This is a genomic window from Micromonospora sp. SCSIO 07396 (genome assembly GCF_053667945.1).
In genome coordinates, this window is record NZ_CM132210.1 from 3,891,014 (window position 1) to 3,915,638 (window position 24,625).

The 24,625-nt window shown below is 73.3% G+C and carries 22 protein-coding genes; 3 read left to right on the forward strand and 19 right to left on the reverse strand.

Annotated elements, in window-relative coordinates:
- Positions 1–96: 96 nt before the first annotated feature.
- From ACWCHM_RS16720 to pyrR, 3 genes are read right to left on the reverse strand one after another with little or no spacing between them, the layout of a single operon-like run.
- Positions 97–1,428: a dihydroorotase gene (locus ACWCHM_RS16720; RefSeq protein WP_454218980.1), complete on the reverse strand. Its 1,332-nt coding sequence runs from the start codon at positions 1,426–1,428 to the stop codon at positions 97–99.
- Positions 1,425–2,378 (reverse strand): aspartate carbamoyltransferase catalytic subunit, encoded by a 954-nt coding sequence (locus tag ACWCHM_RS16725; protein WP_204927588.1) that lies wholly within the window; start codon positions 2,376–2,378, stop codon positions 1,425–1,427. The genes ACWCHM_RS16720 and ACWCHM_RS16725 overlap by 4 nt, the downstream gene beginning before the upstream one ends.
- Positions 2,379–2,427: 49 nt before the next feature.
- Entirely contained in the window at positions 2,428–3,009 is a 582-nt protein-coding gene (gene pyrR, locus ACWCHM_RS16730; protein ID WP_302742278.1) for a bifunctional pyr operon transcriptional regulator/uracil phosphoribosyltransferase PyrR, read from the reverse strand.
- A 286-nt stretch (positions 3,010–3,295) separates the two neighbouring features.
- On the opposite strand from pyrR, the gene bldD reads away from it, so the two are divergent.
- Positions 3,296–3,784: a transcriptional regulator BldD gene (bldD, locus tag ACWCHM_RS16735; RefSeq protein ID WP_013285505.1), complete on the forward strand. Its 489-nt coding sequence runs from the start codon at positions 3,296–3,298 to the stop codon at positions 3,782–3,784.
- A gap of 92 nt (positions 3,785–3,876) precedes the next feature.
- Here the strand turns inward: bldD and nusB are convergent, their stop codons facing one another.
- The 4 genes from nusB to aroB form a co-directional block, all read right to left on the reverse strand.
- Positions 3,877–4,287, reverse strand: coding sequence for a transcription antitermination factor NusB (gene nusB / locus ACWCHM_RS16740; protein WP_204927718.1), 411 nt, complete (start codon positions 4,285–4,287; stop codon positions 3,877–3,879).
- 23 nt (positions 4,288–4,310) lie between these two features.
- The gene (gene efp / locus ACWCHM_RS16745) at positions 4,311–4,868 is read right to left on the reverse strand and encodes an elongation factor P (RefSeq protein ID WP_088645221.1); all 558 of its coding nucleotides are present in this window, start codon (positions 4,866–4,868) and stop codon (positions 4,311–4,313) included.
- A 128-nt stretch (positions 4,869–4,996) separates the two neighbouring features.
- Positions 4,997–5,455: a type II 3-dehydroquinate dehydratase gene (gene aroQ, locus ACWCHM_RS16750; protein ID WP_204961384.1), complete on the reverse strand. Its 459-nt coding sequence runs from the start codon at positions 5,453–5,455 to the stop codon at positions 4,997–4,999.
- Positions 5,452–6,528, reverse strand: a complete 1,077-nt coding sequence (aroB, locus tag ACWCHM_RS16755) for a 3-dehydroquinate synthase (RefSeq protein WP_454218981.1) — start codon at positions 6,526–6,528, stop codon at positions 5,452–5,454. Before aroB ends, aroQ begins: the two co-directional genes overlap by 4 nt.
- Positions 6,529–6,695: 167 nt before the next feature.
- Here aroB and ACWCHM_RS16760 point away from each other — a divergent pair, with 167 nt between their 5' ends.
- Positions 6,696–7,217 (forward strand): DUF2243 domain-containing protein, encoded by a 522-nt coding sequence (locus ACWCHM_RS16760; protein ID WP_088645224.1) that lies wholly within the window; start codon positions 6,696–6,698, stop codon positions 7,215–7,217.
- Positions 7,214–8,002 carry a cytochrome c oxidase assembly protein gene (locus tag ACWCHM_RS16765; protein ID WP_454218982.1) on the forward strand — a complete coding sequence of 263 codons (789 nt, stop codon included), beginning with the start codon at positions 7,214–7,216 and terminating at the stop codon, positions 8,000–8,002. The genes ACWCHM_RS16760 and ACWCHM_RS16765 overlap by 4 nt, the downstream gene beginning before the upstream one ends.
- On the opposite strand, the gene ACWCHM_RS16770 is transcribed toward ACWCHM_RS16765, so the two are convergent.
- From ACWCHM_RS16770 to ACWCHM_RS16825, 12 genes are all read right to left on the reverse strand, one after another.
- Positions 7,992–8,498, reverse strand: coding sequence for a shikimate kinase (locus tag ACWCHM_RS16770; protein WP_204961382.1), 507 nt, complete (start codon positions 8,496–8,498; stop codon positions 7,992–7,994). The genes ACWCHM_RS16765 and ACWCHM_RS16770 overlap by 11 nt on opposite strands.
- A gap of 28 nt (positions 8,499–8,526) precedes the next feature.
- The gene (gene aroC, locus ACWCHM_RS16775) at positions 8,527–9,705 is read right to left on the reverse strand and encodes a chorismate synthase (RefSeq protein WP_204961381.1); all 1,179 of its coding nucleotides are present in this window, start codon (positions 9,703–9,705) and stop codon (positions 8,527–8,529) included.
- 99 nt (positions 9,706–9,804) lie between these two features.
- Positions 9,805–10,692, reverse strand: coding sequence for a sulfotransferase family protein (locus tag ACWCHM_RS16780; protein ID WP_281898885.1), 888 nt, complete (start codon positions 10,690–10,692; stop codon positions 9,805–9,807).
- Between the two features lie 14 nt (positions 10,693–10,706).
- Entirely contained in the window at positions 10,707–12,338 is a 1,632-nt protein-coding gene (locus ACWCHM_RS16785; RefSeq protein WP_454218983.1) for a lipopolysaccharide biosynthesis protein, read from the reverse strand.
- A complete protein-coding gene (locus ACWCHM_RS16790) occupies positions 12,335–14,548 on the reverse strand; it encodes an O-antigen ligase family protein (protein ID WP_454218984.1) in 2,214 nt (737 codons plus the stop codon). Before ACWCHM_RS16790 ends, ACWCHM_RS16785 begins: the two co-directional genes overlap by 4 nt.
- Before the next feature lie 7 nt (positions 14,549–14,555).
- A complete protein-coding gene (locus tag ACWCHM_RS16795) occupies positions 14,556–15,485 on the reverse strand; it encodes a glycosyltransferase family 2 protein (protein WP_204961377.1) in 930 nt (309 codons plus the stop codon).
- A complete protein-coding gene (locus ACWCHM_RS16800) occupies positions 15,478–17,121 on the reverse strand; it encodes a hypothetical protein (protein ID WP_454218985.1) in 1,644 nt (547 codons plus the stop codon). Before ACWCHM_RS16800 ends, ACWCHM_RS16795 begins: the two co-directional genes overlap by 8 nt.
- 185 nt (positions 17,122–17,306) lie before the next feature.
- Positions 17,307–19,313, reverse strand: a complete 2,007-nt coding sequence (locus tag ACWCHM_RS16805; RefSeq protein ID WP_454223096.1) for a delta-60 repeat domain-containing protein — start codon at positions 19,311–19,313, stop codon at positions 17,307–17,309.
- Between the two features lie 133 nt (positions 19,314–19,446).
- A complete protein-coding gene (locus tag ACWCHM_RS16810; protein ID WP_281898894.1) occupies positions 19,447–20,391 on the reverse strand; it encodes a glycosyltransferase in 945 nt (314 codons plus the stop codon).
- Positions 20,392–20,482: 91 nt separating this feature from the next.
- Positions 20,483–21,328, reverse strand: coding sequence for a phosphatase PAP2 family protein (locus tag ACWCHM_RS16815; RefSeq protein WP_454218986.1), 846 nt, complete (start codon positions 21,326–21,328; stop codon positions 20,483–20,485).
- Between the two features lie 317 nt (positions 21,329–21,645).
- Positions 21,646–22,881 (reverse strand): hypothetical protein, encoded by a 1,236-nt coding sequence (locus ACWCHM_RS16820; protein ID WP_454218987.1) that lies wholly within the window; start codon positions 22,879–22,881, stop codon positions 21,646–21,648.
- A gap of 115 nt (positions 22,882–22,996) precedes the next feature.
- Positions 22,997–24,505: a family 16 glycosylhydrolase gene (locus ACWCHM_RS16825; RefSeq protein ID WP_454218988.1), complete on the reverse strand. Its 1,509-nt coding sequence runs from the start codon at positions 24,503–24,505 to the stop codon at positions 22,997–22,999.
- Positions 24,506–24,625: the final 120 nt, after the last annotated feature.

Sequence of the window (24,625 nt, forward strand, 5' to 3'; positions counted from 1 at the left end):
ACTGCGGGACTCCGCTTCGCTACGTTCCTCGCTCGGATCACGCGTCTCCTCCGATCCGGACTGCGGGACTCCGCTTCGCTACGTTCCTCGCTCGGATCACTTGACAGCCTTTCCGTCCAGGACCGTCGGCTCGCCGCGCAGGAAGGTCGCCACGATGCGACCCGGCAGCGTCATGCGGGCGTACGGGGTGTTACGACTGCGGCTGGCCAGTTCCGCGGGCTCGACCACCCGACGGGCGGCCGGGTCGACCAGGGTCAGGTTCGCCGGTGCCCCGGGCGTCGGGTCGAGGCCGTGACCGTCGAGCCCGGCGATCCGGGCCGGGGTCCGTGACATCCGGTCGGCGATCAGATCCCACCGGGGGCCGAGCACGTCGAGGGCGACGGACAGCGCCGTCTCCAGACCGAGCATGCCCGGTCGGGCGTACGCCCACTCGCACTCCTTGTCCTCCACGGCGTGCGGCGCGTGGTCGGTGGCGACGACGTCGATGACGCCCTCGGCGAGCGCCGCGCGCAGCGCGGCGACGTCGGTGCCGGTGCGCAGCGGCGGGTTGACCTTGAACACCGGGTCGTAGCTGGCCGTCGGGCTCCAGTCGGCCCCGAGCGCGGGGCTGGCCAACACGCCGCGTCCGGCCACCACCTCGTCGGTCAGCAGCAGGTGGTGCGGGGTGACCTCGGCGGTGACCCGGACCCCGCGCGCCTTGGCCTGGCGCAGCACCTCGACGCTGCCGGCGGTGGAGACGTGGCAGACGTGCAGCCGGCTGCCGACGTGCTCGGCGAGCAGCACGTCCCGGGCGATGATCGCCTCCTCGGCGACGGCCGGCCAGCCGGTCAGCCCGAGCCGGGTGGAGACCTCACCCTCGTGCATCTGCGCGCCCTCGGTGAGCCGGGGCTCCTCGGCGTGCTGGGCGATGATCCCGTCGAACGCCTTGACGTACTCCAGGGCCCGGCGCATCAGCTTGGGGTCGGCGACGCAGTGCCCGTCGTCGGAGAAGATCCGCACCCGGGCCGGCGAGTCGGCCATCGCGCCCAGTTCGGCCAGGCGCTCGCCGGCCAGGCCGACGGTGACCGCGCCGATCGGCTGCACGTCGACCAGCCCGGCCTGCCGGCCGAGCCGCCACACCTGCTCGACCACGCCGGCGGTGTCGGCGACCGGCGAGGTGTTCGCCATCGCGCAGACCGCGGTGTAGCCGCCGAGCGCCGCCGCCCGGGAGCCGGACTCCACGGTCTCGGCGTCCTCCCGGCCGGGTTCGCGCAGGTGGGTGTGCAGGTCGACCAGGCCGGGCAGGGCGACCAGCCCGGTGCCGTCGACGACGGCGGCGTCCGGCGCGTCCAGCCCGGGGCCGGTCTCGGCCACGACGCCGTCGCGGATCAGCAGGTCGGTCGGCGCGCCGCCGACGACGCTCACGTTCTTGATCAGGTACGCGGTCACCGGTTGTTCCCTCCGAGCAGCAGGTAGAGCACGGCCATCCGCACGGAGACCCCGTTGGCGACCTGTTCGACGATGGTGGAGCGGGGCGAGTCGGCGACCTCGGGGGTGATCTCCATCCCCCGGTTCATCGGCCCGGGGTGCATGACGATCGCGTGTTCGGGCAGCCGGCGCAGGCGCGGGCCGTCCAGCCCGTAGCGGCGGGCGTACTCGCGGGCCGAGGGGAAGTAGGAGTCGTTCATCCGTTCCCGCTGCACCCGCAGCATCATCACCACGTCCACCCCGGGCAGCACCGCGTCGAGGTCGTAGCAGACGTCGGTGCCGGGGTCGGCGTCGGTCGCCACGGACCCGACACCCGCGCGGGCGGCCCAGTCGACCGGGATCAGCGTCGGCGGGCCGACCAGGGTGACCTTGGCGCCGAGGGTGCTCAGCAGCAGCACGTTGGAGCGGGCCACCCGGGAGTGCAGCACGTCGCCGACGATCGCCACGTGCAGGCCGGCGAGCCGGCCCAGCCGGGCCCGCATGGTGTACGCGTCGAGCAGCGCCTGGGTCGGGTGCTCGTGCGTGCCGTCACCGGCGTTGACCACCGAGCCGTCGACCCAGTTGGCCAGCCGGTGCGGGGCCCCGGAGGCGGGGTGCCGGACGACCACCGCGTCGGCCCCCATCGCCTGGAGGGTCAGCGCGGTGTCCTTCAGGCTCTCGCCCTTGGTGACGCTGGAACCCTTGGCGGAAAAGTTGATCACGTCGGCGCTGAGCCGTTTGGCGGCGGCCTCGAACGAGATCCGGGTCCGGGTGGAGTCCTCGTAGAAGAGGTTCACCACCGTCCGGCCCCGCAGCGCGGGCAGCTTCTTGACCTCCCGGCCGGCGACCGTGGCCATCTCGGCGGCGGTGTCGAGGATCTCGGTGGCGGTGCCGGCGTCCAGGTCGCCCCCGGAGAGCAGGTGTCTGATCATGAGCGGGGCCGCCTCTCGTTCGGGCCTGCCGGGTGGCGTCGGGTCGTGGTCACCGGGTCCCCCCGCAGAGCCGTACCTCGTCGGTGCCGTCGGTCTCGACGAGGGTGACCTTGACGCTCTCGGCGAGCGCGGTCGGGATGTTCTTGCCGACGTAGTCGGCGCGGATCGGCAGTTCCCGGTGCCCCCGGTCGACCAGCACGGCGAGCTGCACCGAGGCGGGCCGGCCGACGTCGTTGAGGGCGTCCAGGGCGGCCCGAACGGTGCGGCCGGAGAAGAGCACGTCGTCGACGAGGACGACCCGCTTGCCGTCGATGCCGCCGGGGGGCAGCTGGGTCGGGCCGACCGCGCGGGTGGCGTGCCGGCGCAGGTCGTCGCGGTAGAGGGTGATGTCGAGCACCCCGACCGGGACGTCGACGTCCTCGAAGGTGCTGATCCGGGCGGCGAGCCGCCGGGCCAGCGGGGCGCCCCGGGTGGGGATGCCCAGCAGCACGGTGTCGGCGGCGCCCTGGGTTTTCTCCAGGATCTGGTGGGCGATCCGGTCGACGACGCGCTGGACGTCGGCGCTGGCGAGGATCACCTTCACCGAGGGTTGCCGCTCGGGCGACGGGTCGGCAGCCGGTGGGCAGGCCACGGCGGACCTCCTTCCCCGCCTCACGGGACGGGTCGTTAAAGGATGTCGGGGGTGTCCGGTCGGGTCGGGGGCCCGACCGGGGCTGGCGGCCACGTTACCAGCGGTCACCTGGCCGTTCGCTGCGACCCACTGATCCCCGGATCAGGACGGTGAAATGCGGACAACTCACCCGCTATCTCCGATGGGAATGTCACGAGCACTTGACCACGTGTCGCAATCCCCGTACCGTCACGCTCCGTAGCGATCGCGGGGAGAACCCCTAAAGCACAGCACTGGGAGTGTCCGAATGCCCTCTGAATACGCCAAGTCGCTGGGCGCCCGCCTGCGCTCCATCCGCCAGCAGCAGGGCCTGTCCCTGCAGGGGGTGGAGGAGAAGTCGAACGGACGCTGGAAGGCGGTGGTGGTCGGCTCGTACGAGCGTGGCGACCGGGCCGTCACCGTGTCCCGACTGGCGGAGCTGGCCGACTTCTACCGCGTTCCCGTCTCGGAGTTGTTGCCCGACGGCAGCGGGGTACGGCACGAGCCCACCAGCAAGATCGTCCTCGACCTGGAGCGGTTGTACGACGAGGCCTCCGAGGACCTCGCCTACGTCGCCCGCTACGCCCGTGCCATCCAGCAGCAGCGTGGCGACTACAACGGCCGGGTGCTCTCCATCCGCGCCGACGACCTGCGCGCCCTGGCGATCGTCTACGACGCCTCGCCGTCCGGTCTGATCGAACGGCTCACCGAGCACGGTGTGCTGGTCGCCGACCCGCGGGCGTTCTTCGCCTCCTGATCCGCGGTCACGCAACGAGAAGGGCCCGTGCCGTCCGGCACGGGCCCTTCTCGTTGCGGCGCAGGTCCCGCCCGCGCCACGGGCGGCCACGTTCAGCGGGTGGCGTACTCGGCGATCCGGCCGAGGATGCCGTTGAGGAAACGCGGCGAATCGTCGGTGGACATCTGCCGGGCCAGCTCCACCGCCTCGCTGATCGCCACCGCGTCGTCGATCTCGTCGACGTAGAGCAGCTCGTAGACGGCGATCCGGGCCAGGTTGCGGTCGACCGCCGGCATCCGGTCGAGGGTCCAGCCCTCGGCGTAGCTGGCGATCACCTCGTCGATCCGGTCGAGATGCCCGGCGACCCCCTCGACCAGACCGATCGCGTAGTCCAGGTGCTCCGGACGCGGCTTCTCGATCCGCTCGACGTAGCCGGCGAGCACCTCGACCGGGGGCCGGTCCCGCAGGTCGGCCTCGAAGAGCACGTCCAGCGCCCGCTTGCGCGCCTTGCGGCGCGCCGGCATCTGCTGCTTGGCCCCCTCGGCCATCAGGCCCGGCCGAGGTAACGGCCGTCGCGGGTGTCGACCTTGATCTTCTCGTCGGTGGTGATGAACAGCGGCACCTGCACGGTCGCGCCGGTCTCGACGGTGGCCGGCTTGTTGCCGCCGGTCGACCGGTCCCCCTGCAGACCCGGCTCGGTGTAGGTGACCTGGAGCACCACGCTGGTGGGCAGTTCGATGTAGAGCGGCACACCCTCGTGGGTGGCGACGGTCGCCTCGGCCTCGGGGAGGAGGTAGTTGGCGGCCTCGCCGACGGTGCCGCCGGGGACGGTGATCTGGTCGAACGTCTCCAGATCCATGAAGACGTAGTCCTCACCGTCGGCGTAGAGGTACTGCATGGTGCGCTTGTCGACGGTGGCGGTCTCGACCTTGGTGCCCGCGTTGAAGGTCTTGTCGACGACCTTGCCGGACAGCACGTTCTTCAGCGTCGTGCGGACGAACGCCCCACCCTTACCGGGCTTGACGTGCTGGAACTCGACGACGGACCACAGCTCCCCGTCGAGGTTGAGTACCAGGCCGTTCTTGAGGTCGTTGGTGGATGCCATTTCCTGCCTTGATCATCAATTGGCGGACAGACCTGACAAGTCTACTAGCTGCGTCTAATCGGTGGCGGGGCCGTCGACCGGGGCCCGACCCACCCCCCGACCGTCACACAGAGTGACCAACGGGGGGATCAGGCGGCCCCGTCGAGCCGGGTGGCGAGATGCCGCAGCGCGAGCCGGTAGCCGTCCACGCCGAGACCGCAGATCACCCCGGTGGCCACCGCCGACACCACCGAGTGGTGCCGGAACTCCTCCCGGGCGTGGATGTTGGAGATGTGCACCTCGACCAGGGGGGCGCGCAGCAACGCGCAGGCGTCGCGTACCGCGATCGAGTAGTGCGACCAGGCCGCCGGGTTGAGCACCACCGCCGCGCCCTCGTCCGCCGCCCCGTGCAGCCAGCCGACCAGCTCGTGTTCCGCGTCGGTCTGCCGCACCACCACGTCCAACCCCAGCTCACGGCCCGTCTCGACGCAGAGCTTCACCAGGTCGGCGTAGCTGGTCACCCCGTACACGTCGACCTGGCGGGTGCCCAGCCGGCCCAGGTTCGGCCCGTTGAGCACGTACACCCGGGGGGTGGTCCCGGTGGTCACCGGCTGACCTCCCGGTAGGCGGCGTGCAACAGCTCGTCGTCCGGGCCGTCCAGGATCGCCGGGCGGGCCAGGCCGTCGAGCACCACGAACCGCAACCGGCTGCCCCGGGCCTTCTTGTCCACCCGCATCGCCGAAAGCAGCTCCGGCCAGGCCTCCGCCGGGTAGCTGGTCGGCAGGTCCAGCGCCGCCAGCACGCTGCGGTGCCGCTGCGCGGTCGCCACATCCAGCCGGCCGGCCAACCGGGCCAGGATGCCGGCGTAGACGGTGCCGACGGAGACCGCGTGCCCGTGCCGCCAGCGGTACCCCTCGACCTTCTCGATCGCGTGCGCCAGCGTGTGCCCGTAGTTGAGCACCTCCCGCACCCCCGACTCGCGCAGGTCACCGGAGACCACGTCGGCCTTCACCCGGATCGCCCGCTCGATCAGCTCCCGGGCCACCGGGCCGGTCGGGTCGACGGCGGCCGTCGGGTCCGCCTCGACCAGGTCCAGGATCACCGGGTCGGCGATGAAACCGCACTTGACCACCTCGGCCAGCCCGGCGGCCAGGTCGGCCGGCGGGAGGCTGTCCAGCGTGCCCAGGTCGGCCAGCACCCCGACCGGCGGGTGGAACGACCCCACCAGGTTCTTGCCGGCCGCCGTGTTCACCCCGGTCTTGCCGCCGACGGCGGCGTCGACCATGCCGAGCAGCGACGTCGCCACCGGCACCCACCGCACCCCACGCAACCAGCAGGCCGCGACGAAGCCGGCCAGGTCGGTCACCGCACCGCCGCCCACCCCGACCACCGCATCGGTACGGGTGAAGCCGGCCGCCCCGAGTTGCTCCCAGCAGTCGGCGGCCACCTCGACCCGCTTGCCCGCCTCGGCGTCGGGCACCTCGATCGCCAACGGGGTGATCCCCGCCCCGGCCAACCGCCCGCCGATCTCCTCGGCCAGCGCCCGCAGGGGCGGCGCGTACAGCACCGCCGCCCGGGTCGCGTCGGGCAGCAACGCGGGCAGCTCGGCCAGCAGGCCCCGCCCGACCAGTACGTCGTACGGCCGTTCGCCGCCGACCGGAATCCGGGTCACCTCGTCCATCGCCGGCAGCCTAGTCCAGCCCCGGCCCTGGCACGGGGAATGTCCACCTGATGGCGGCCCGGCCTCCCGGCGTGACCCGACGGCCGGGCCGGCGTTTAGCCCCACGGGCCCCGGGCACCGGGGACGGGAGCGACCCGAACGTGCCGACCCGAACGTGGAGGAACCCCATGGGCAGCACCACCGTCGACGGTGCGGACATCCGGCTCCCGGCCACCATCCTCGGCGTCGGTCTCGGCGGCTTCGTCGACGGCATCGTCCTGCATCAGGTGCTCCAGTGGCACCACATGCTCAGCAGCACCGGCAGCGACAACGTCGGGATCAGGGCGTACCCGGTGGACACCGTGCCGGGGTTGCAGATGAACACCCTGTGGGACGGGCTGTTCCACGTGGTGACCTGGGTGGCGGTGCTCACCGGGCTGGCCCTGCTCTATTCCCGGGTCACCCGGTCCCGGGGCCGGCTGTGGCGCTCCGGCGCACTCTGGGGCTGGGCGCTGGTCGGGTGGGGGCTGTTCAACCTGGTCGAGGGGATCGTCGACCACCACCTGCTCGGCATCCACCACGTGCACGGCGGCCCGCACCAGACCGCCTGGGACGTCGGCTTCCTGCTGCTCGGGGCGGCACTGGTGGCCCTCGGCTGGGCGGTGCAGCGCCGGGCCACGGCCGTGGACACCTGCGCCGACCGGCGATGACCGGGGCGCACGGCGGCGGCGTCGGGCTGCTGCTGCTCGTACCCCCGGTGGTGTTCTGGGGTTACCTGGCCGCCGCGCTGCGCCAACGCGACCCGGGACACGCCGGGTGGAGCCACTGGCGGACCGCCAGCTTCGGCGCGGGCACCGCGCTGCTCGCGGTGGCCCTGCTGCTGCCCGCGCACGACCTGGTCGGCCACATGTGGCAGCACCTGCTGGTCGGCATGCTCGCGCCGCTCGGGCTGGTGCTCGGCGCGCCCGGCACGCTGGCCCTGCGCAGCGTCCCGCCCCGCACCGGCCGGGCCGTCCTGCGGCTGCTGCGGCGGCCCGCCGTGACGGTCGCCAGCCATCCGGTCACCGGGTTGCTGCTCACCGCCGGGGGCCTTTACCTGCTGCACCTGACGCCGCTGTACCGGGCCACCCTCACCCACCCCGGCCTGCATCCGGTGCTGCTGCTGCACTTCCTGGTCAGCGGGTACGTCTTCACCTGGTCGGTCGCCGGCCCCGACCCCGGGCCGCACCGCCCCGGCGTGCCGGTACGCCTGGTGGTGCTGGGCCTGTCCGTCGCCGCCCACGCCACCCTCGCCCAACTGATGTACGCCGGCCTGGTGGACGCCGCCGCGCCGGCAGCCCAGCTACGGGTGGCGGCGACAGTGATGTACTACGTCGGCGACCTGGCCGAGATCCTGCTCGCCCTGGCCCTGCTGGTCACCTGGCGACCCGCCCCCCGCCGGAACCAGGCGGTCCCGGCTCGCCCCGACCGCCGGCCACACGCGGTCAGGGCCTGATCAGGGTGACGATCTCGGCGGCGATCTCCTCCGGCGTCCGGCCGTCGGTGACCACCGTCGCGGTCGCGACCTCCGCGTAGAGCGGCCGACGCTGGTCCATCAGGTGCTTCAGGGTGGCGCGCGGGTTGACCGACAGCAACGGCCGGCCGGCACCGAGCCCGACCCGCTTCACCGCGTCGGTCAACTCCACCGACAGGTGTACCACCGTGTGCCCGACCAACGCGGCCCGGTTCTCCTCGGCGAGGATCGCCCCACCACCCAGGGCGAGCACCCCGGCGTGCGAGGTCAGCGCCGCCAGCACCGCGGCCCGCTCCAGCGCCCGGAAGTGCGCCTCACCCTCGTCGATGAAGATCTCCGGGATGGGCTTGCCCGCCATCTGCTCGATGTCGGCGTCGGTGTCCCGGAACGCCACCCCGAGCAGGGTGGCCAGTTCCGCGCCGACGGTGCTCTTGCCGGAACCGGGTGCCCCGACCAGCACACAGACAGGCTTCGTCACCGGGTTGGCCCTTCTTGACGGCCGCTGTTCACCGGATGATCAGGCTGTCGAGGTAACCGGCGACGTTACGACGGATCTCAGCCACCGAGTCACCACCGAACTTCTCCACCGCAGCCTCGGCGAGGACCAACGCCACCATCGCCTCCGCGACCACCGCAGCGGCGGGAACGGCACACACGTCGCTCCGCTGGTTGATCGCCGTCGCCGGCTCACCCGTGGTCACGTCCACCGTGGCCAGAGCCCGGTTCAACGACGAGATCGGCTTCATCGCCGCCCGCACCCGCACCGGCTCACCCGTGGTGATCCCACCCTCCAGACCACCCGCCCGGTCGGTGACCCGACGCACCCCGGTCGCCGTCGGCATGATCTCGTCGTGCGCCTCCGAGCCTCGGGACCGGGCCTGCTGCCAGCCGTCCCCGATCTCGACGCCCTTGATCGCCTGGATCGACATCAACGCCGTCGCCAACCGGGCGTCGAGCTTCCGGTCCCACTGCACGTGACTACCCAGGCCCGGCGGCACCCCGTACGCCAACACCTCCACCACCCCGCCCAACGTGTCGGCGGCCTTCTTCGCGGCGTCGACCTCGGCGACCATCTGGGCGCTCGCGTCCGGATCGAGGCACCGCAACGGGTCCGCGTCGATCCGCTGCGCGTCCTCGGGCGTCGGCCGTAGCCCCGGCTTCGCGGCCACCGAGCCGAGCTCCACCACGTGCGACACGATCTCGATGCCGAGGGCCTGCTTCACCAGGGCCTTCGCCACGGTGCCCACCGCCACCCGGGCAGCGGTCTCCCGGGCGCTGGCTCGCTCCAGGATCGGCCGGGCGTCGGTGTGACCGTACTTCTGCATGCCGGCCAGGTCGGCGTGGCCAGGCCGGGGACGGGTCAGCGGGGCGTTCCGCGCCTGACTCGCCAACTCGTCCGCATCGACCGGGTCGGCGGCCATCACCGTCTGCCACTTCGGCCACTCGGAGTTACCCACCCGGATCGCGACCGGACTACCCAACGTCAATCCGTGCCGCAGGCCACCGACGAGCTCGACCTCGTCCTGCTCGAACGCCATCCGGGCGCCCCGGCCATAGCCGAGCCGACGACGCGCCAACTCACCGGCGATCTCACCGGTGGTCACCGCCACCCCGGCGGGCACCCCCTCCAGCAACGCCACCAGAGCCGGACCATGCGATTCACCTGCAGTCAGCCAACGCAACACGACGGTCAGTCTGTCACGCCCGGTGCCGGCGTCGGCACCCTGTCCGGTCCGTCCCGCCCTGCGGACGCCGAGCTGCGTCGGGCGGGCCGTCGACCGGGTTCACGACCAGTCGAAGCGCATCCCCAGTCGCTGTTCCAACGCCGCGTTGTGCGGGGCGAAGTGCGCGCTCAGCTCTTCCCGTACCTGCTCGGGCATGGCGCTGCTGCGCCGGTGGTTGTGCGCCTCGTAGGCGGCGAGCCGGTGCGGGGGCAGGCCGAGGAAGTCCAGCACCCGGGCATAGGTGGCGGCCGGCTCGGCGTACAGCGTCTCGCTGGGCAGGATCAGCAGCTGGGAACGGTCGAACCGGTCCAGCCACGGCGTCAGGTGCTCCAGGTAGCGGCCCCGGGCCCGGTAGGTGTACCAGTCGTACGCCTCGCTGAAGTACGTCGGGTCGGCGATCAGCCGCTCCCGCTCCCCCGCCGTCCGCTCCTCCTCCCGGGCCAGCGCCTCGGCGAAGTCCAGCGGCTCCCTGCCCTCGGTACGCCGCTCCTTCCAGTGCGAGTACGCCCGCTCCACCGGGTCCCGGAGCAGGAAGATCAACCGGACGTCGGGCATCAGCTCGGCCACCCGCTGCGCGACGAGCGGGTGGAACATGTACAGCGGCGCGGCCTCACCGACGCGGACCGGCCCACCGTGCCGGCGTTCCAGGGCCTGCCGGTGCCGGACGGTCGGAAAGTGCGACCGGTACCACGCCTCACCCCGGCCCCAGTTCTCCTCGAAGTAGTGCGAGGTCTTGGTGTTCCAGGCCGGGAAGAGCCGGGGCACCAGCGGGTGCGCCAGCAGGTATCGCCACAGTGAGGTGGTGCCGCCCCGTTTGGTGCCGGTGATCAGGAAGTCCGGCAGCGGCCGGCGGTCGCTGGTCCGTTCGCCGTAGCGGACCAGCGAGCTGCGCACCTGGTGGCTGACCTGGTGCGGGACCACACCCTTGAGGCGGTCGCGGATCGTCATCGTCTTCCCTCTCGTCACGCCGGTCTCGGGCCGGGCATCGTCCGGCCGCTCTCGGTCGGCCTGAGCATCGTCACGGCGGCCCGGACCGTGTTCCGGACCCGCCGGTCCAGCAGCAACCCGGCGGCGACGACCGCCAGCACCACCAGGGCCAGCGCCAGGCCGGCCACGCCCCGGCCGGCGACCAGCGCGCTGAGCACCGCCACCACGGCCGCGCCGCCGCCGGCCCCGAGCGCCGCCCAGCCCACCGAGCGGGTGAGCAGCGGCTCGCCGATCGCCACCCGGGCGGCCACCGCGGCCAGCACGTTCTCGGCGACCACGCCGGCCGTCCAGGCGTACGCCGCGCCGAGCGCCCCGTGGTCGGGGATGAGCAGGAAGCCCAGCCCGACGGTGAGCGCCAGCCCGACCACGGTGGCCTGGAGGTGCCGGGCGCTGTTGCCGCTCATCAGCAGCATCGTCTGCACGATGCCCACCCCCGAGTTGACCAGCATCGCCCCGGCGAGCACCGCAAGCGGCGCGGCCCCGGCGGTGAACCCGTCGCCGAAGAGGCTGAGGAACCCGGGCGCGAACACCGCCAGCAGCAGGTACGCCGGCCAGGACAGCAGGATGATCACGACGGTGACCCGTCGGTAGACCAGCGCCGCGTCGGCGGTGCGCCCCTGCCCGAGCAGCCGGGACAACTGGGGTGCGACGGCCACCCGCAACCCCTGCATGATCAACAGCCCGGCCAGGGCGTACCGGCCGACCGCGCCGAAGACGCCGGACTCTTCCGCGCCGGCCAACGCCGAGGTGAGCAGCACCCCGACCCACATGCTGCTCGCGTCGATGGCCGCCGACACCGCCCGGGGCAACGCGAAGCCCCAGAGGGTACGCCAGTCCGCGCCGTCCGGCCGCAGCCGTGCCCCGGCGAGCAGGCCGAGAGGCCGCAGCAGCAGGACGGCGGCAGCGACCACCGCCAACGCCACCGGCAGCAGCCACCCGCCGAACCCGACCACCACCCCGGCACCGGTGGCGACCGTCACCAGCAGCAGGGCGGGTCGGGCCAGCGGCACCAGCACGTACTGGATGCCGACCACGGCGGTCACCGGCCGGACCGCCCGGACGGCGGCGAGCAGCACGGTCATCGCCACCGTGACCGGCAGGGCGAGGAACGCCAGGCGCAGCAGCGTCGGCCCGTCCGACCGGGCGAAGAAGACCGGGGCGAGCAGGTCGGCGGTGAGCGCGCCCACCGCCGCGACGACCCCGGTGAGCAGAAGCACCGGCAGCAACGCGACAGGCAGCAGCTGGGCGGCGTCGCCGTCGGCACCCACCCGGCGGCGGGGCAGGGCCCAGACCAGTGCGGTGTCCGCACCGGCGCAGCAGACCGCACCCAGGATGGTGACCACGCCGATGGCGGTGAACAGCGCACCGGAGCCGTCGGTGCCGAAGCCGCGCACGATGACCACGGTGAGCAGGAAGCCCAACGCGCCGTTGACCGCCGCGCCGACCAACCCGACCGCACCGTTGCGGGCGCTGCGTCGTACCTCGCCGGAGCCGCCCCCCGGGTCGGTGACCGCCGGGCCGGTCGACGCCGGCGACCCCGGGTCGGCGGCGCGACGGTCGAGCTGCCGGGGCACCGCCGGAGTGGTTCCGGTTCCCGGTCGTCTCATGTCTGCTCCCTGCCGTCCTCGGTGCGGGTCTGGTTCCCGGTGCCGCCCTGCTCCCCGGCGCGGGGTGGGATGCCGGGTGGGGTGTCGCCGCCGACGCGTGCGGGTTGCACCACCGTCGGCGCGTCCACCCCGCCGGCCGGCCGGGAGCCGTCGACAGGTGTCGCCGCCGGGGGCCGGGCGGAAGCCGGGGCCGAGGTCGCGGCAGCAGTCGGGGCCGGGGACGACGGCGGGTGGGCAGCCGGCGGCCGGGCCGGGCCGGGGAGGGGGATCGCGGTCCGGCGGGGCACCGGGTCCGCGACCGGCCCGGAGGCCGGAGGCGGGGCCGCGACCGGAGGCGAGGTCGCCGACGACCCCTGGGCCGGCACTGGGGCGGGTGGGCGGGGACGGGCCGGAGCCTGGGGCGGGGGCCAGGGCGGAACCGGCGACGGGGCCGGTGGCCGGCCCGGAACCGACGCCGGAGGCGGGGCCGGGTCCGGTGGCCGGGATACGACCGGCGGCTGCGGCGCGGACGGGGCCGGAGTTCGGGGTCCGACCGGGGGTGCCGGCGCGGACGGGGCCGGAGTTCGGGGTCCGACCGGGGGTGCCGGCGCGGACGGGGCCGGAGTTCGGGGTCCGACCGGGGGTGCCGGCGCGGACGGGGCCGGAGTTCGGGGTCCGACCGGGGGTGCCGGCGCGGACGGGGCCGGGGTCGGCGGCGGGGCCGGGGGTGCCGGGGTCGGGGTCGGGGCCGGGGGTGCCGGCGCGGGCGGAGCGGAGGTCGGAACGGCAGCAGTGGCCCTGGTGGGTCGGGGTGGCACGGTGACGGCGGCCCGAGCCGGCGGGATCGGTACGGCGGCCGACGCCCGGGTCGGCACGGCAGCCGTTCCGGACGCGGTGGTGCCGGACGCGGTGGGCGGTACGCCGGAGCCGCCCGTCGCCGAACGTGGCGCGCGGGCGTCGGCGACTCCCGGGGCGAGGGTCACCGCGCGGTTCACCGGCCCGCTGACCGCCGCCAGCCCGGCACCGACCGCGAAGAAGATGACCGACATGTTCGGGTCGATGTAGGCGTACACCGGGATCACCACCAGGGCGATCACCGGGATGGTGCTCAGCCACTGCCCGGCCGGGGAGACCGCGCCGGCCAGCCGCTTGGCGATCAGTGCCAGCCAGGCCAGGAAGGCGACCAGGGCCGGGATGCCGTGGCTGTAGAGCACCTGCCAGATCATCCCCTGGGTGCCCAGGGGTTCCTCGGCGAGCGTGGTGTCGACGCTGTTCGGTGCGCCGTACCCGAGCAGCGGCGAACGCTCGACGGCCTGGAGGGTACGGACGTAAAGGTCCATCCGGTCGACGTTGGTGTCGGTGCTGCTGACCCGGTTGTCGATCAGCTCCTGCACCGGCACCACCAGGCTGACCACCCAGACCAGCAGCACCAGCCCACCGATCGAGGCGATCAGCTTGGCGTTGCCCCGCACCAGCGCCCGCAGTCCCAGGTAGGCCAGCCCGGCCCCGAGGCCGAGGAACATGCCCCGGTTGAGGGTCATGAACGCCGGCACCATCGACAGCGGCAACGACACCAGCAGCGCCACCCGGAACTTGCCGGTACGCACCGAGGTCAGGTACGCCAGCACGCACGGCACCAGCAGCGCGTACGCCGTACCCCAGTTGTTGGTGTACGGGTAGGGCGCGGCGGTCCGGTAGATCGGCGCCCGGGAGACCGGGTTGAACTCGTTGGCCCGCACGTGGGTCAACGCCTGGATGAACCGTTCCCCCGACATGCCGCCCGGCAGCAGCATCTCCACCGGGGTGGTGAGCTGGAACTGGGGTGCCAGCACGGCCAGCCAGCCCAGGGCGACCACGCCCAGCCAGTACCAGCCGAGCGGGCGGAGCACCTGCTCCCAGGGGACGCCGTCGCGGACCAGGTTGTAGACGTAGACGCAGACGATCAGGGCGGTCAGCATGAAGCCGAAGCGCAGCCCGGAGGTGAGGTAGGCGGTGGCCCGGTCGAGCCGGGTGAAGCTCAGCAGCACCAGGGCGAGCAGCACCAGCCAGCAGGCGGTGCCGGCGGGCAGCGCCACCCGGCCCCGGGTGACCATCAGGCCCAGCAGCACCACCCCGAACGCCGACCAGCCGAGGTAGAAGCCGCCGAGCATCCACCAGAGCGGGACCAGCCCGAACATCGCCAGCAGGGGCCAGGTGGGCAGCGGCGGCGGCCCGGAACGCGCCCCGGGCACCGGCCGGTCAGACACCCCGGCCCCGGCGCTGGGCGAGCTGGAGCACCCGCTCCCCCGACAGCAGCCCGAGCACCACCGGGACGGTCACCAGCACCCGCTTCTCGCGGGGGTTGAGCCGGATCACCCGGCCGAGTTCCCGCACCGCCTCACCGCGCCGCCGGCCGGAGGCGAGCGCGAACGCGATCTGCCCGTGCAACCGGGCCAGGCCGGTGCGGCTCCCGGCCAGTTCGGGGTGCTTGTCGAGCAGGTAGCGGGTGGCCTCGACGATGGTCGCCCACCGGCCGAAGAAGAACGAGCCGCCGTGCCAGTCGACCACCACCAGCACCTCGGGCACGATCACCACCGGGCCGTGCCCGGCGATCCGCAGCAGCCACTCGTAGTCCTCGCCGTAGCCGCCGGGCAGTTCCTCGTCGACCGGGCCGATGGCCTCCCAGGTGGAGCGGCGGATGAGGATGGTGCTGGAGTGCACCTCCATGATCCGGTCCTCGACGAAGTCGGGCAGGCCGACCTCGGCCCGGTCGAGCTGCCGTTCCTTGGCGATGCCCGGCCCCTCCAGCCGGATGCCGCAGCTCGCGGCGGCGGCGTCGGGCCGCTGCGCCAGCAGCTCCACCTGCCGGCGCAGCTTCGCCGGCAGCCAGTGGTCGTCGTCGTCGCAGAAGGCGATCAGGTCGGCGGTGGCGGTGTCGAAGCCGCTGTTCCGGCCGCCGGGCAGCCCCCGCCGGTGGGTGTTGTGGACGTAGCGCAGGGTGCGTCCCGCCGGCACGTCGACGTCCAGTTCCCGCAGGTCGGTGTGGTCGTAGACGACGACGCACTCCACCGGCCCGGGGTAGTCCTGGGCGAGCACCGCGCCCACGGCCCGCTCCAGCAGGCCGGGCCGGTCCCGGGTGGCGATCACCACGGTGACCGGCGGGTGTCCGGTGGTCGTCGGCTCAGTCACGCTTCTCTCCCGTCACCACGAACCCGACCGGTTCGACGCCCACCGCGCGCAGCCGGTCCACCAGTTGACCCAGCCGGCCGGTACGGGTCTTGTCGCGGGCGGCGACCAGCACGGCCCGGCCCTCCCGGGCGGCCCGGACACCCCGTTCATCGTGCAGGGCGGGCGGGGCGTCGATCACGGTGACACCGCCGGCCACCGGGGCCTCCAGCGGAACCAGGCGTACCGCGCCGGCGCCGATGCGCAGCTGCTCGCCGTCGGCGGCGGGGACCTCCTTGGGCAGCACCCTGGGAATGATCTCGGTCTTGTCCGCCGAGGTGGTGGTGGAACGGTAGACGCCACCGTTCTTCGGGTCGTCGGTGGGGAACGGCCGGGGCTTGCGGACCGGCGGGATGACCATGGTGTCCTCCGGGTTGCCGCCGGTGGCCGGAGTGGCGGCAGCCGGGGCGGGGACGCTGCTGGGCATCGGCCGGGGGCGGGGCACCCGGGGCCGGGTCGGCTCGACGGCCGGGTGCCGGCGCTGGGCGTCGGTGAGCAGCGCCCGCAGGCGCTCCTGGCCCTCCGGGGCGACCCCTAGGCGCACCTCGTGCCCGGCCTGGGCCAGTGCCGCGGCGATCCCGGCGGCGACCTGTTCCCGCTGCTCGTCGGCGGCGCTGGAGAGCAGCACCAGGGGCAGCGGGGTCGGCCCGTCCACCCAGCGGCCCAGGGCCAGCACCAGGTAGCGCAGGTCGGTGTCGGAGAGCCGACCCGCGCGGTCCCGCCCGACGGTGCCCAGCAGCGGCGCACCGACCAGCGCGGAGGCCTCACCGGCGGTGCGGACCCGGCGGTCCATGGACTCCCTGACGAAGGCGACCAGCCCGCCGACGAGCAGGCCGCCGAGGAGCCCGGCGACCAGGATCAGCGGGGCGGCGTCCCGGCTCGACGGGACGGGCATGCGGGCGGCGCTGGTGACCGAGCCGGGGCTCAGGTCCGCCGAGGCGATCTTGGAACGCTGCTCGGCGAGGGTGGCGAGCTGGTCGTTGAGCGCCCGCAACTGGTCGAGCAGGGCGCTGGTGCGCGGCGACGGGCTCGACGTGCCCTGGTTGGCCGGCAGCGACCGCTGGGTGGTGGTGCGCTGGCTGGTGACCAGGGCGATGGTCTCGTCGTACGACTTGAGCACGGCGGCGCGCTGGTTCTCGTACATGCCCTTGCGCAGGTCGAGGTACGACTCGGCGGCGCCGTTCGCGCCGTTGACCGCCTCGGTCTCGCTGTGCCCGGCGTAGGTGAACCGCATCACCTGCCCGCCGACGGGCGTCTCCACGGTGAGCGCGTCGGCCACGGCGGTGGTGTCCCGGCCGGTGATCGAGGCGACCTTGTCGATGACGTCGTTGCTGGTGGCGATCCCGCTCTCGGCGGTCATGTTGACCGCCCGGTCGGCGCCGCCGGAGGGCACCGAGAACGGGTCGGTGACCACCGGGCGGACCACCACGGCCGTGGTGGCGGTGTAGGTGGCCGGGAAGACCAGCACGTAGGCGGCCACCAGTAACAGCACCAGCCCGGTGGCGGCGAGCACCGTGCGCCACCGCCGCAGCGGAATGCGGGCCAACTCGGCCAGGCCGACCGGGCGCTGCCGGGCGGGAGTGACGTCGGTCACATCCATCAGTCAGGTCCTCTTGCGATGCGGGGGGCGGGCCGGCTCGGGCCGATAACGGCCCTGGTGTGAACCGCTGGTGTTCCCATTGTCGCCGACCGTTCACCTGTGGTCGACAGCCGACCGGTCCCACTGCGCCGTGGGCGGCCCGCCGGTGTCCGGGACACCGGCGGGCCGCCCACGGCGGGTGCGGCTCAGGAAGTGGCGAAGAACAGCGTCTTGCTCGACCAGTCCACGTCGCCGCCGGCCGGGGCGATCTCGACCGAGGCGGCGCCGTCGACGGCGGTCTCGTCGAACGGCACGGCCCGCAGGGAGCCGTTGGTGTTGCCGTAGACGATCTTACCGTCGACCCAGGCCATCCCCCGCACGTTGCCCCAGTTCAGGCCCACGCTGGGCAGGGTGAACTCGGTGCAGCCGACGACGTAGCCGTCGGGCTCCAGGTAGCGGTAGAACAGCTTGTTGGTGCCGGCCTTGGTGTAGTACATCCGACCGTCGAGGTAGAACGCGCCGGCCATCGTGGCGGGGTTGAACCAGTCGTTGTAGCCGCTGCTCACCCAGGGTGCGCCCACCGTGCCGCCGGTGAACATCGACACACCCAGGTAGCTACCGCCGGCGGCGGTCGGGTCGGTCTTCGACCAGTAGAGCTTGTTGCCGACCGAGAAGGCCGCGCCGGACGCGGTGAGGTTCGCCTGCGCGCTGGTCACCGGGGTGCCCAGGGTGGTGCCGTTGAACGACACCTTGGCGGTCTGCCCGTTGCCGGTCCCGACGTACAGGTAGCCCGACGACGCCGTCGGCGCGTTGGTCGCCGCGACGGTACGGCCACCGGCCAGCGGGAACAGGCCCATCCGGCCGTGGTACTCGTTGCCGAGGCCGTCGGAGTCGAAGCCGGCGTAGAGGCCGGTGCTGCCCCGCCACAGCTCCCACATGATCGGGCCCCAGGTGGTGGTGCCCGCCGGGGCACCCGAGCGGGTCGGGTTCCAGACCAGCGGCAGGCCGTTGATCGGGTCCAGCGCGCCGAGCCCGAACCGGTTGATCGCGCCGCTGCCGGCCGAGTCGTTGCCGTTGGCGTTGCTCAGCCAGCGGAAGTGCCCGCCGACGTAGACCACGTTGTCGGCCACCTCGACGGAGGTCACCGAGTCGGTGCCGGTGTAGTTGACCCAGGTGGCGTCCATGGCCGCGCCCCGGTCGGCGGTCTCGAACCGGGCGATGGCGTCGCAGTACGCCCCGTCGCCCCGGCCACCGTCGGCGATGATCACAAAGTACGTGCCGTCGTCGGAGAAGTCGACGTCGCGGGCGTAGAACGGGAACGAGCCGCTGTAGCAGGGCGCCACGTAGCGCTGGGTGCTCCAGTTGGCGACCGCCGGGGTGCCGTCCAGGTCGACGACCACCACCTGGTTGCGGGGCTGGCCGTTGACCTCGGTGAAGTTGCCCACCGCGACCAGCGTCTTGCCGTCGGGGGCGACGGCCAGGCCCCAGACCAGCTCGCTGCTGGCGCGGGCGACGCTGGCGTCGATCTGGAAGCTCGGGTCGATCGCGCCGGTGGTCGCGTCGAGCCGGGCCAGCAGCGAGTGCTCGGTGCCGTTGACCCAGTGGAACGCGCCGGCGATGTAGAGCTTGTTGCCGACCACGACGGTGCGGCGGACCAGGCCGCCGTCGCTGCGGCCGACCCAGCTGGTGACCGTCGCGCCGGTCACCGGGTCGAGCTGGACCAGGTTCTTGCGGCTGACCCCGTTGACGTTCTTGAACGCGCCGCCGACGATCAGCTTGCCGTCCGGGCTGGCGGCGAGGGCGTGCACCGCGCCGTCGAGCGTCGGGCTGAAGTCGGCCTTGAGCGCGCCGCTGGTCCGGTCGTAGGCGAACAGGTAGTTGCGGGAGGTCCAGCTGGTGCCCCCGGCCGCCTTGACCGAGGTGAACGAACCGCCCACGTAGATCGTGTTGCCGATTTCGGCGAACGCCTTGGTGTCGCCGTCCTGGGCGTGCGGGATGTTGTCCGCCGGGTTGGCCGACGTGAGCGTGCTGGTTACCGGGGTGAGATCCGCCGCATGGGCGGGCGCGGCCAGGAGGCCGACCGCGAGCACCGGTGCGGCGAGCGCGGCGAACCACCGCCGCCACACCGGTCGAGACGTTCTGTGAAGCACTGGCGCCCCCAAAAAAGAAGTGAGATCGTGCGTAGCTTGCTCTGCCCGGACATTTCCCACCATCAACCGACCGGTCCGGTCGGCCACCGGCTCGGCCCTGTCCTGCCGTACGGGTCGCGTCCGGACGACTCACGCAGGACGAGGATCGCGCGTCGACCGGCGGAGCCCACCACCGGGCTGCCGTCCCGGGTCGGCCTCATGCCGCCTCCGCCCACCGGAACGCCGGGACCGTGCCGGTGGCGGTCACCGTCCAGGCGGCCGCCCGGGTCAGGTCCTCGGCGCTGACGGCGTCGGCCTCCCGGGCCAGCACCAGCCCGCGCCGGTCGAGTTCCCGGGCCATCTCGACCTGGTGGTCGTCGACGTGTTCGCCGTGCCGGGCCCGGCGCGGCACGTAGACGGCGCGGTGGCCGGCGCGCATCGCGGCCAGCGCCGACCCCACCCCGGCGTGGGTGACGATCACGTCGGCCTCCCGCATGGCCTGCTGCATCTCGGCGTACGGCACCTGCCGGCGGGCCCCGGCCGGCATCCGGGGGATCCGGGTCGCGCCGACCTGCCAGAGCACCTCCGCCTCGGCGGGCACCACGTCGACCAGGCGTTGCAGCAGGCGCGGGAAGCCGAAGCGGTCCTGGGTGCCGAGGGTCACCACGATCTTGGAGACCGGGCGCGGGGCGGCGGGCTCGGGCGCGTAACCGTCGAAGATGGAGCCACCGTAGCGCCACCGGCCGTTCGCCCAGCCCGGGTACTGCGTGTAGAGCCGGGTCCGGGGCACCCGGGCGACCAGTCGGCCGGTCAGCGACGGGCCGACGGTGCGGGTGGCGCTCTCGATGTAGTGGCAGTCCAGGCCGTGCCGGGCGGCGGGCAGGAAGAACGACATGGCGACGCTGGCGCCGGTGCTGATCACCCGGCGGAATCGCCCGTCGCAGAGCACCCGGCGGGCGGCCAGCAGGTCGCGCAGCGCACCCACCGGGTCGCGGGTGCTCGCCGGGGGCACGTGGATGACCTCGTGGCCGTCGAGCAGCGACCGGCTCTGCGGGGAGTCGAACGTCGCCCAGACGCAGTCGTGCTGCACCCCGAGCCGGGGCAGCAGGTCGTGCAGCTCGGCGAGGTGCCCACCGGTGGAGGCGACGAGGAGGGTGGTCACGTCGGTGGCCCAACTTCTGTAAGAGGAGTGGTGGGGGCCGGGTCCGGACGGCGCGGGGACGGGGTAGCGCACACCGGACGGGGATACGGGGTCAGGTGCCGGTCAACATCCGGTCGTCGTCGGTGGTGGTCGTCGGCGTCGGCGTCGGGGCCGCGGGTCGGCGGACCCGACCGTCGGCGACCAGGACGGCGAGCACCATCACGCCGGTCAGCAGGGTGCCGAAGAACCACCCGCCGAACACGTCGGTGAGCCAGTGCTTCTCGGCGTAGACGCGGGTGTAGCCCTCCACCGAGACCAGCACGGCCAGGGCGGTGACCAGGCCGATCAGCACCCGGCGCGGCAGCCGCCAGGTCAGCGCGGCCAGCACCAGGATGGTGCCGAAGGTCATCAGCACCCGGCCGCAGCCGCCGGAGGGGTAGGTGCCCAGGTCGGTCGGCGGGTGGCCCCGGTCGACGACCTTCGCGAGGATGGTCTGGGTGTACTGCTCGACGACGAACTGCAGCGGCATCGCCACCAGCGGGATCCACCAGCGGCGACGACGCCAGGCGACGGCGAAGCCGATCGCGGCCACCACGGTCACCCACTTGAGCGGGTAGCGGTCGCCGATCGGGGAGATGAACAGGTTGACGTCCTCCCAGAAGCCGACCCGGTGGGCGTGCACGTAGTCGAAGACCGGGTGGTCGACGTGGGGTTCGAGCCGGGAGATCGCCTCACCGACCGGCCAGCACACGGCGACGACCGCCGCGCACCCGGCCAGCAGCACCACCACCGCCGCGCCGACCCGGCCGAACGCGGCGGTCAGCCCGGCCAGGGCGGTCCGGAACCGTTCGGCCGTCCGGCCGGTGGCGACGGCCGACATCCAGCGGGACGCCAGCACCGGAACGACCAGCAGCGGCACCAGCACCGCCAGCACGGCCAGCACGTAGACGATGGTCACCGGAGGTGACCGCCGCTCACACGGCAGGTGACCGGGGCGTGGTCCACCCCGGGCTGAATGACACGTGACGATCCCATCGTGCTCCCTGATTGTGCCGGCCGTCGGCCGGGCCTCCCCCACACCTGCGCCCCGGACAGGGTCCCCACTCCGTCCCGGGCCGGACCGACCACGCCGTCACCGGCCAGTAGTCGTCGAGTGGGGCCACCCTAGTGGAACGTGAGCCGGCTTCGGTAGCGGCGGTGACGGCAGTGTGGGCTTTTCGCCGTTTTTCCGGTCGGGACCCCGACACTTGTCCCAGTCACCGGGAGAACCGCCGGTCAGGGGCGGGGTGAGCCCAACCGGTCGGCGAGCGTGTGCAGCAGCGCGGGGTGCAACTTCGCACTCCAGCCGCCCCCGCCGGCGGCCAGTTCCGCCGTCCGCAACCACAGTTCGACGAGATATGCGTCGGCAACGAATTGACGCCCCGCCGGGTCCAGGCCGAACGCCGCACCGTGCCGGCCCAACAGCTCGACCATCTCCCCGGTCGCCCCCGCGACGTCCCGGCCACCCAGCGACAGGGCGCTCTGGAACCCGTGGTGGGCGAGATCGAAGCCGAGCGGCCGGTCGGCGCCGCTGTTCTCCCAGTCCCAGACGACCAACCGGCCCCGGTGCCGGCCGAGGTTCCACGGCACCCAGTCGCCGTGCCAGTGCCCGAACTCCACCGGCCGGTCGCCGTCGCGGGCGGCCAGGGCCGCCACCGCCGCGACCACCGGACCACCGGCGGTCGCGGCCCGCGCGGTCAGGTCGTCCAGGAACGCCGAACCGCGCAGCGGCCGGGGTGTCGACGGCGGGCCACCGCGCCGGGCCACCGCCAGCATCGCGGCCACCTCCGGGCGCAGCGGGTGACGCGGCCGGCGGACCCGCGCCGGCATCGGCTCGACCAGGGTCACCGCCAGGTCACCCCAGTCCACCTCGCGCAGCAGCCGGGGCACGTCCGGGAAGTCGCCGCCGTCGCGGGGCAACTCCCGCAGCGCGGCGGCCTCCGCGCGGACCATCGCCCGGGTCGCCTCGTTCCACCCGATCTTCGCGTACGCCCGGGCGACGCCCCGGTCGTCGAAGAGCTGCAACGTCGGCTTGTGGTGCGGGTCGGGTGGCCGGATGCCGATCGCGGCGTGCAGCGGCCGGCCCGTCAGCCGGCCCAGATGGGCGGCGAGCAGCAGCTCGGCCGGGTCGGCGTCGGTGGGCAGCGCCACGGTCAGCACCGGCATCCGGGCCAGCCCGGTCGCCCCGAGGCCGGCCAGCACACCGACGGCCAACCGGTTGGCCCGCACCCGCGGCGGGCGCAGTGCGTTGTAGGCCAGCGTCGACGCCGCGCCGACCCGACGGGAGGCGAGCGGGAGCAGGAACCTGGCCCGCTCCACCGAGGGCACCACGGCGTACCGGACGACCGCGCGGTGGGTGGCGGGCACCGGGTCGGGCGGCATACCGAGCCAGATCCGCGGGTCGGCGAAAATGGCCCTGGTCACCCAGCCCAGGCCGTCGTGCCGGGTCCGTGGGTCCGTCGCCACCGTCATGCCCTACCCCTGTCCCGCCCGACCGCCGCGCGCTGGCGGACACGATAGGGGCAGCGGGCAAACCGCCACCCGGCGGGCCGGGGCCCGCCGGGTGGCGTACGTCGTCGTGGGTGGCTCAGCGTTGCCAGACGCGGACGTAGTCGACGCGGAAGTCGGCCGGGAAGCGGGTGGCCGCGTCGGGATCGCCCAGCCAGCCACCGACCTGGAAGTTCAGCCGCAGGTTGAACGGCTTGTTGAACGCCTCGTCGAACCACGGGGTGGTGCTGCGGTCCCGCTGCCAGACCTGCCGGCCGTCGATGTACCAGCGGATCACCCCCGGCTCCCACTCGGTGGTGTACGTGTGGAAGCCGTCACCCGGGTAGCCGGTCGGGAAGTCCCACCGCTGGTCCTGCTTGACCGGCGTGTAGTCGTAGAAGATCGCCTGGGTGGCGGCCCCGTGCAGGGACGACCCGCCGGGCAGCTCCACCACGTCGATCTCGCCCTTGCCGCCGTCGTCGGGACGCAACCAGAACGCCGGCCAGAGCCCCTTGGAGTCGGTCGGCCCGTTGGGCGACTTCGCCCGCATCTCGAACCGGCCGTAGGTGAACGACGCCTTGCCGATGGTGTCCAGGTAGCTCTGGGTGTACTGCCGGGTCTGCGAGCTGCACACCGCGGTCTCCCGCTGGGCGCGCAGGGTCAGCACCCCGTCGGCGACGAAGGTGTTGTCCGGGTCGTCGACGTTGCAGCCCTTGTCGATGTCGCGGCCCTCGTTGTCGCGCAGGTTCCACCGCTTGAGGTCGACCGTCGGCCCGGTGAACTCGTCGGACCAGACCAGCCGCCAGCCGGGCACGTCGGTGCCGGGGCGCACGGTCGGCGTCGGGCGCGGGGCGGCCGTGGTCGGCGCGGGCGGGCTGACCGTCCGCGTCGGCTTCGGCGACGGCGACGGCGACGTCCGCGTCGGCGACGGGGCAGCGGTGGTCGGTGCCGTCGTGGTGGCCGGCGGCCGGGTCGGCGTCCGGTCGCTGCGCTGGTAGGTCAGCACCAGGCTGGGCCGGATGGCGGCCTTGGCGTTCTCCCGGGAGGCCCAGTAGATCCGGGTGTTCCAGTTCTCCTGGGTCAACGCGAAGGTGACCGGGCCGTTGCCCGTGACGGCGGCGGTGACGTCCCACTCGTTGTAGCCCTGGGCGACCCGGTCGACGGCCGAGAGCACCGGGCCGAGGGCGGGTCGGTAGTCCCACGCGCCGGCACCGACGGCGGTGCCCTGAGCGGCGTGGGCCCGGACCCGGGACGAGAACTGCTGCCACGCGTACACCCGCAGGGACGCCTTGACGTCGACCGCGTCGGCGGGCAGGCCCCGCACCTGGAACTCCAGCACCGCGTCGCGCCGGCCGTTGCGGTTGCCGTCGCAGAGCTGCGGGCAGCTGGCCAGGGTGGTCTTGACCCCGTTGTCGCCGTCCTGCGGGACCTGGGTGACCGTGGTGTCCGCGACGGCGGAAAGCGTGATCGGCGGCACCTCGGCGGCGATCAGCGGCATCATCGTGGCCATGATGCCGCCGACTGCGGTGACGCTCAGGACACTGAGGACGACCGCCTTGCGTCGGCCGCTGATGGCCGGAAATGCGCGGTGGATTCCATGCCGGCTCAAGGAACACTCCCCGGATGGGCGACGATTACCCGCAGCAGCGTATCCACCACAGCCGGATGTGGCAGGTTGGAAATCGGAGTGGCGACACGACTTAACCAAAGAATAAGGGAGCAGGGGTTG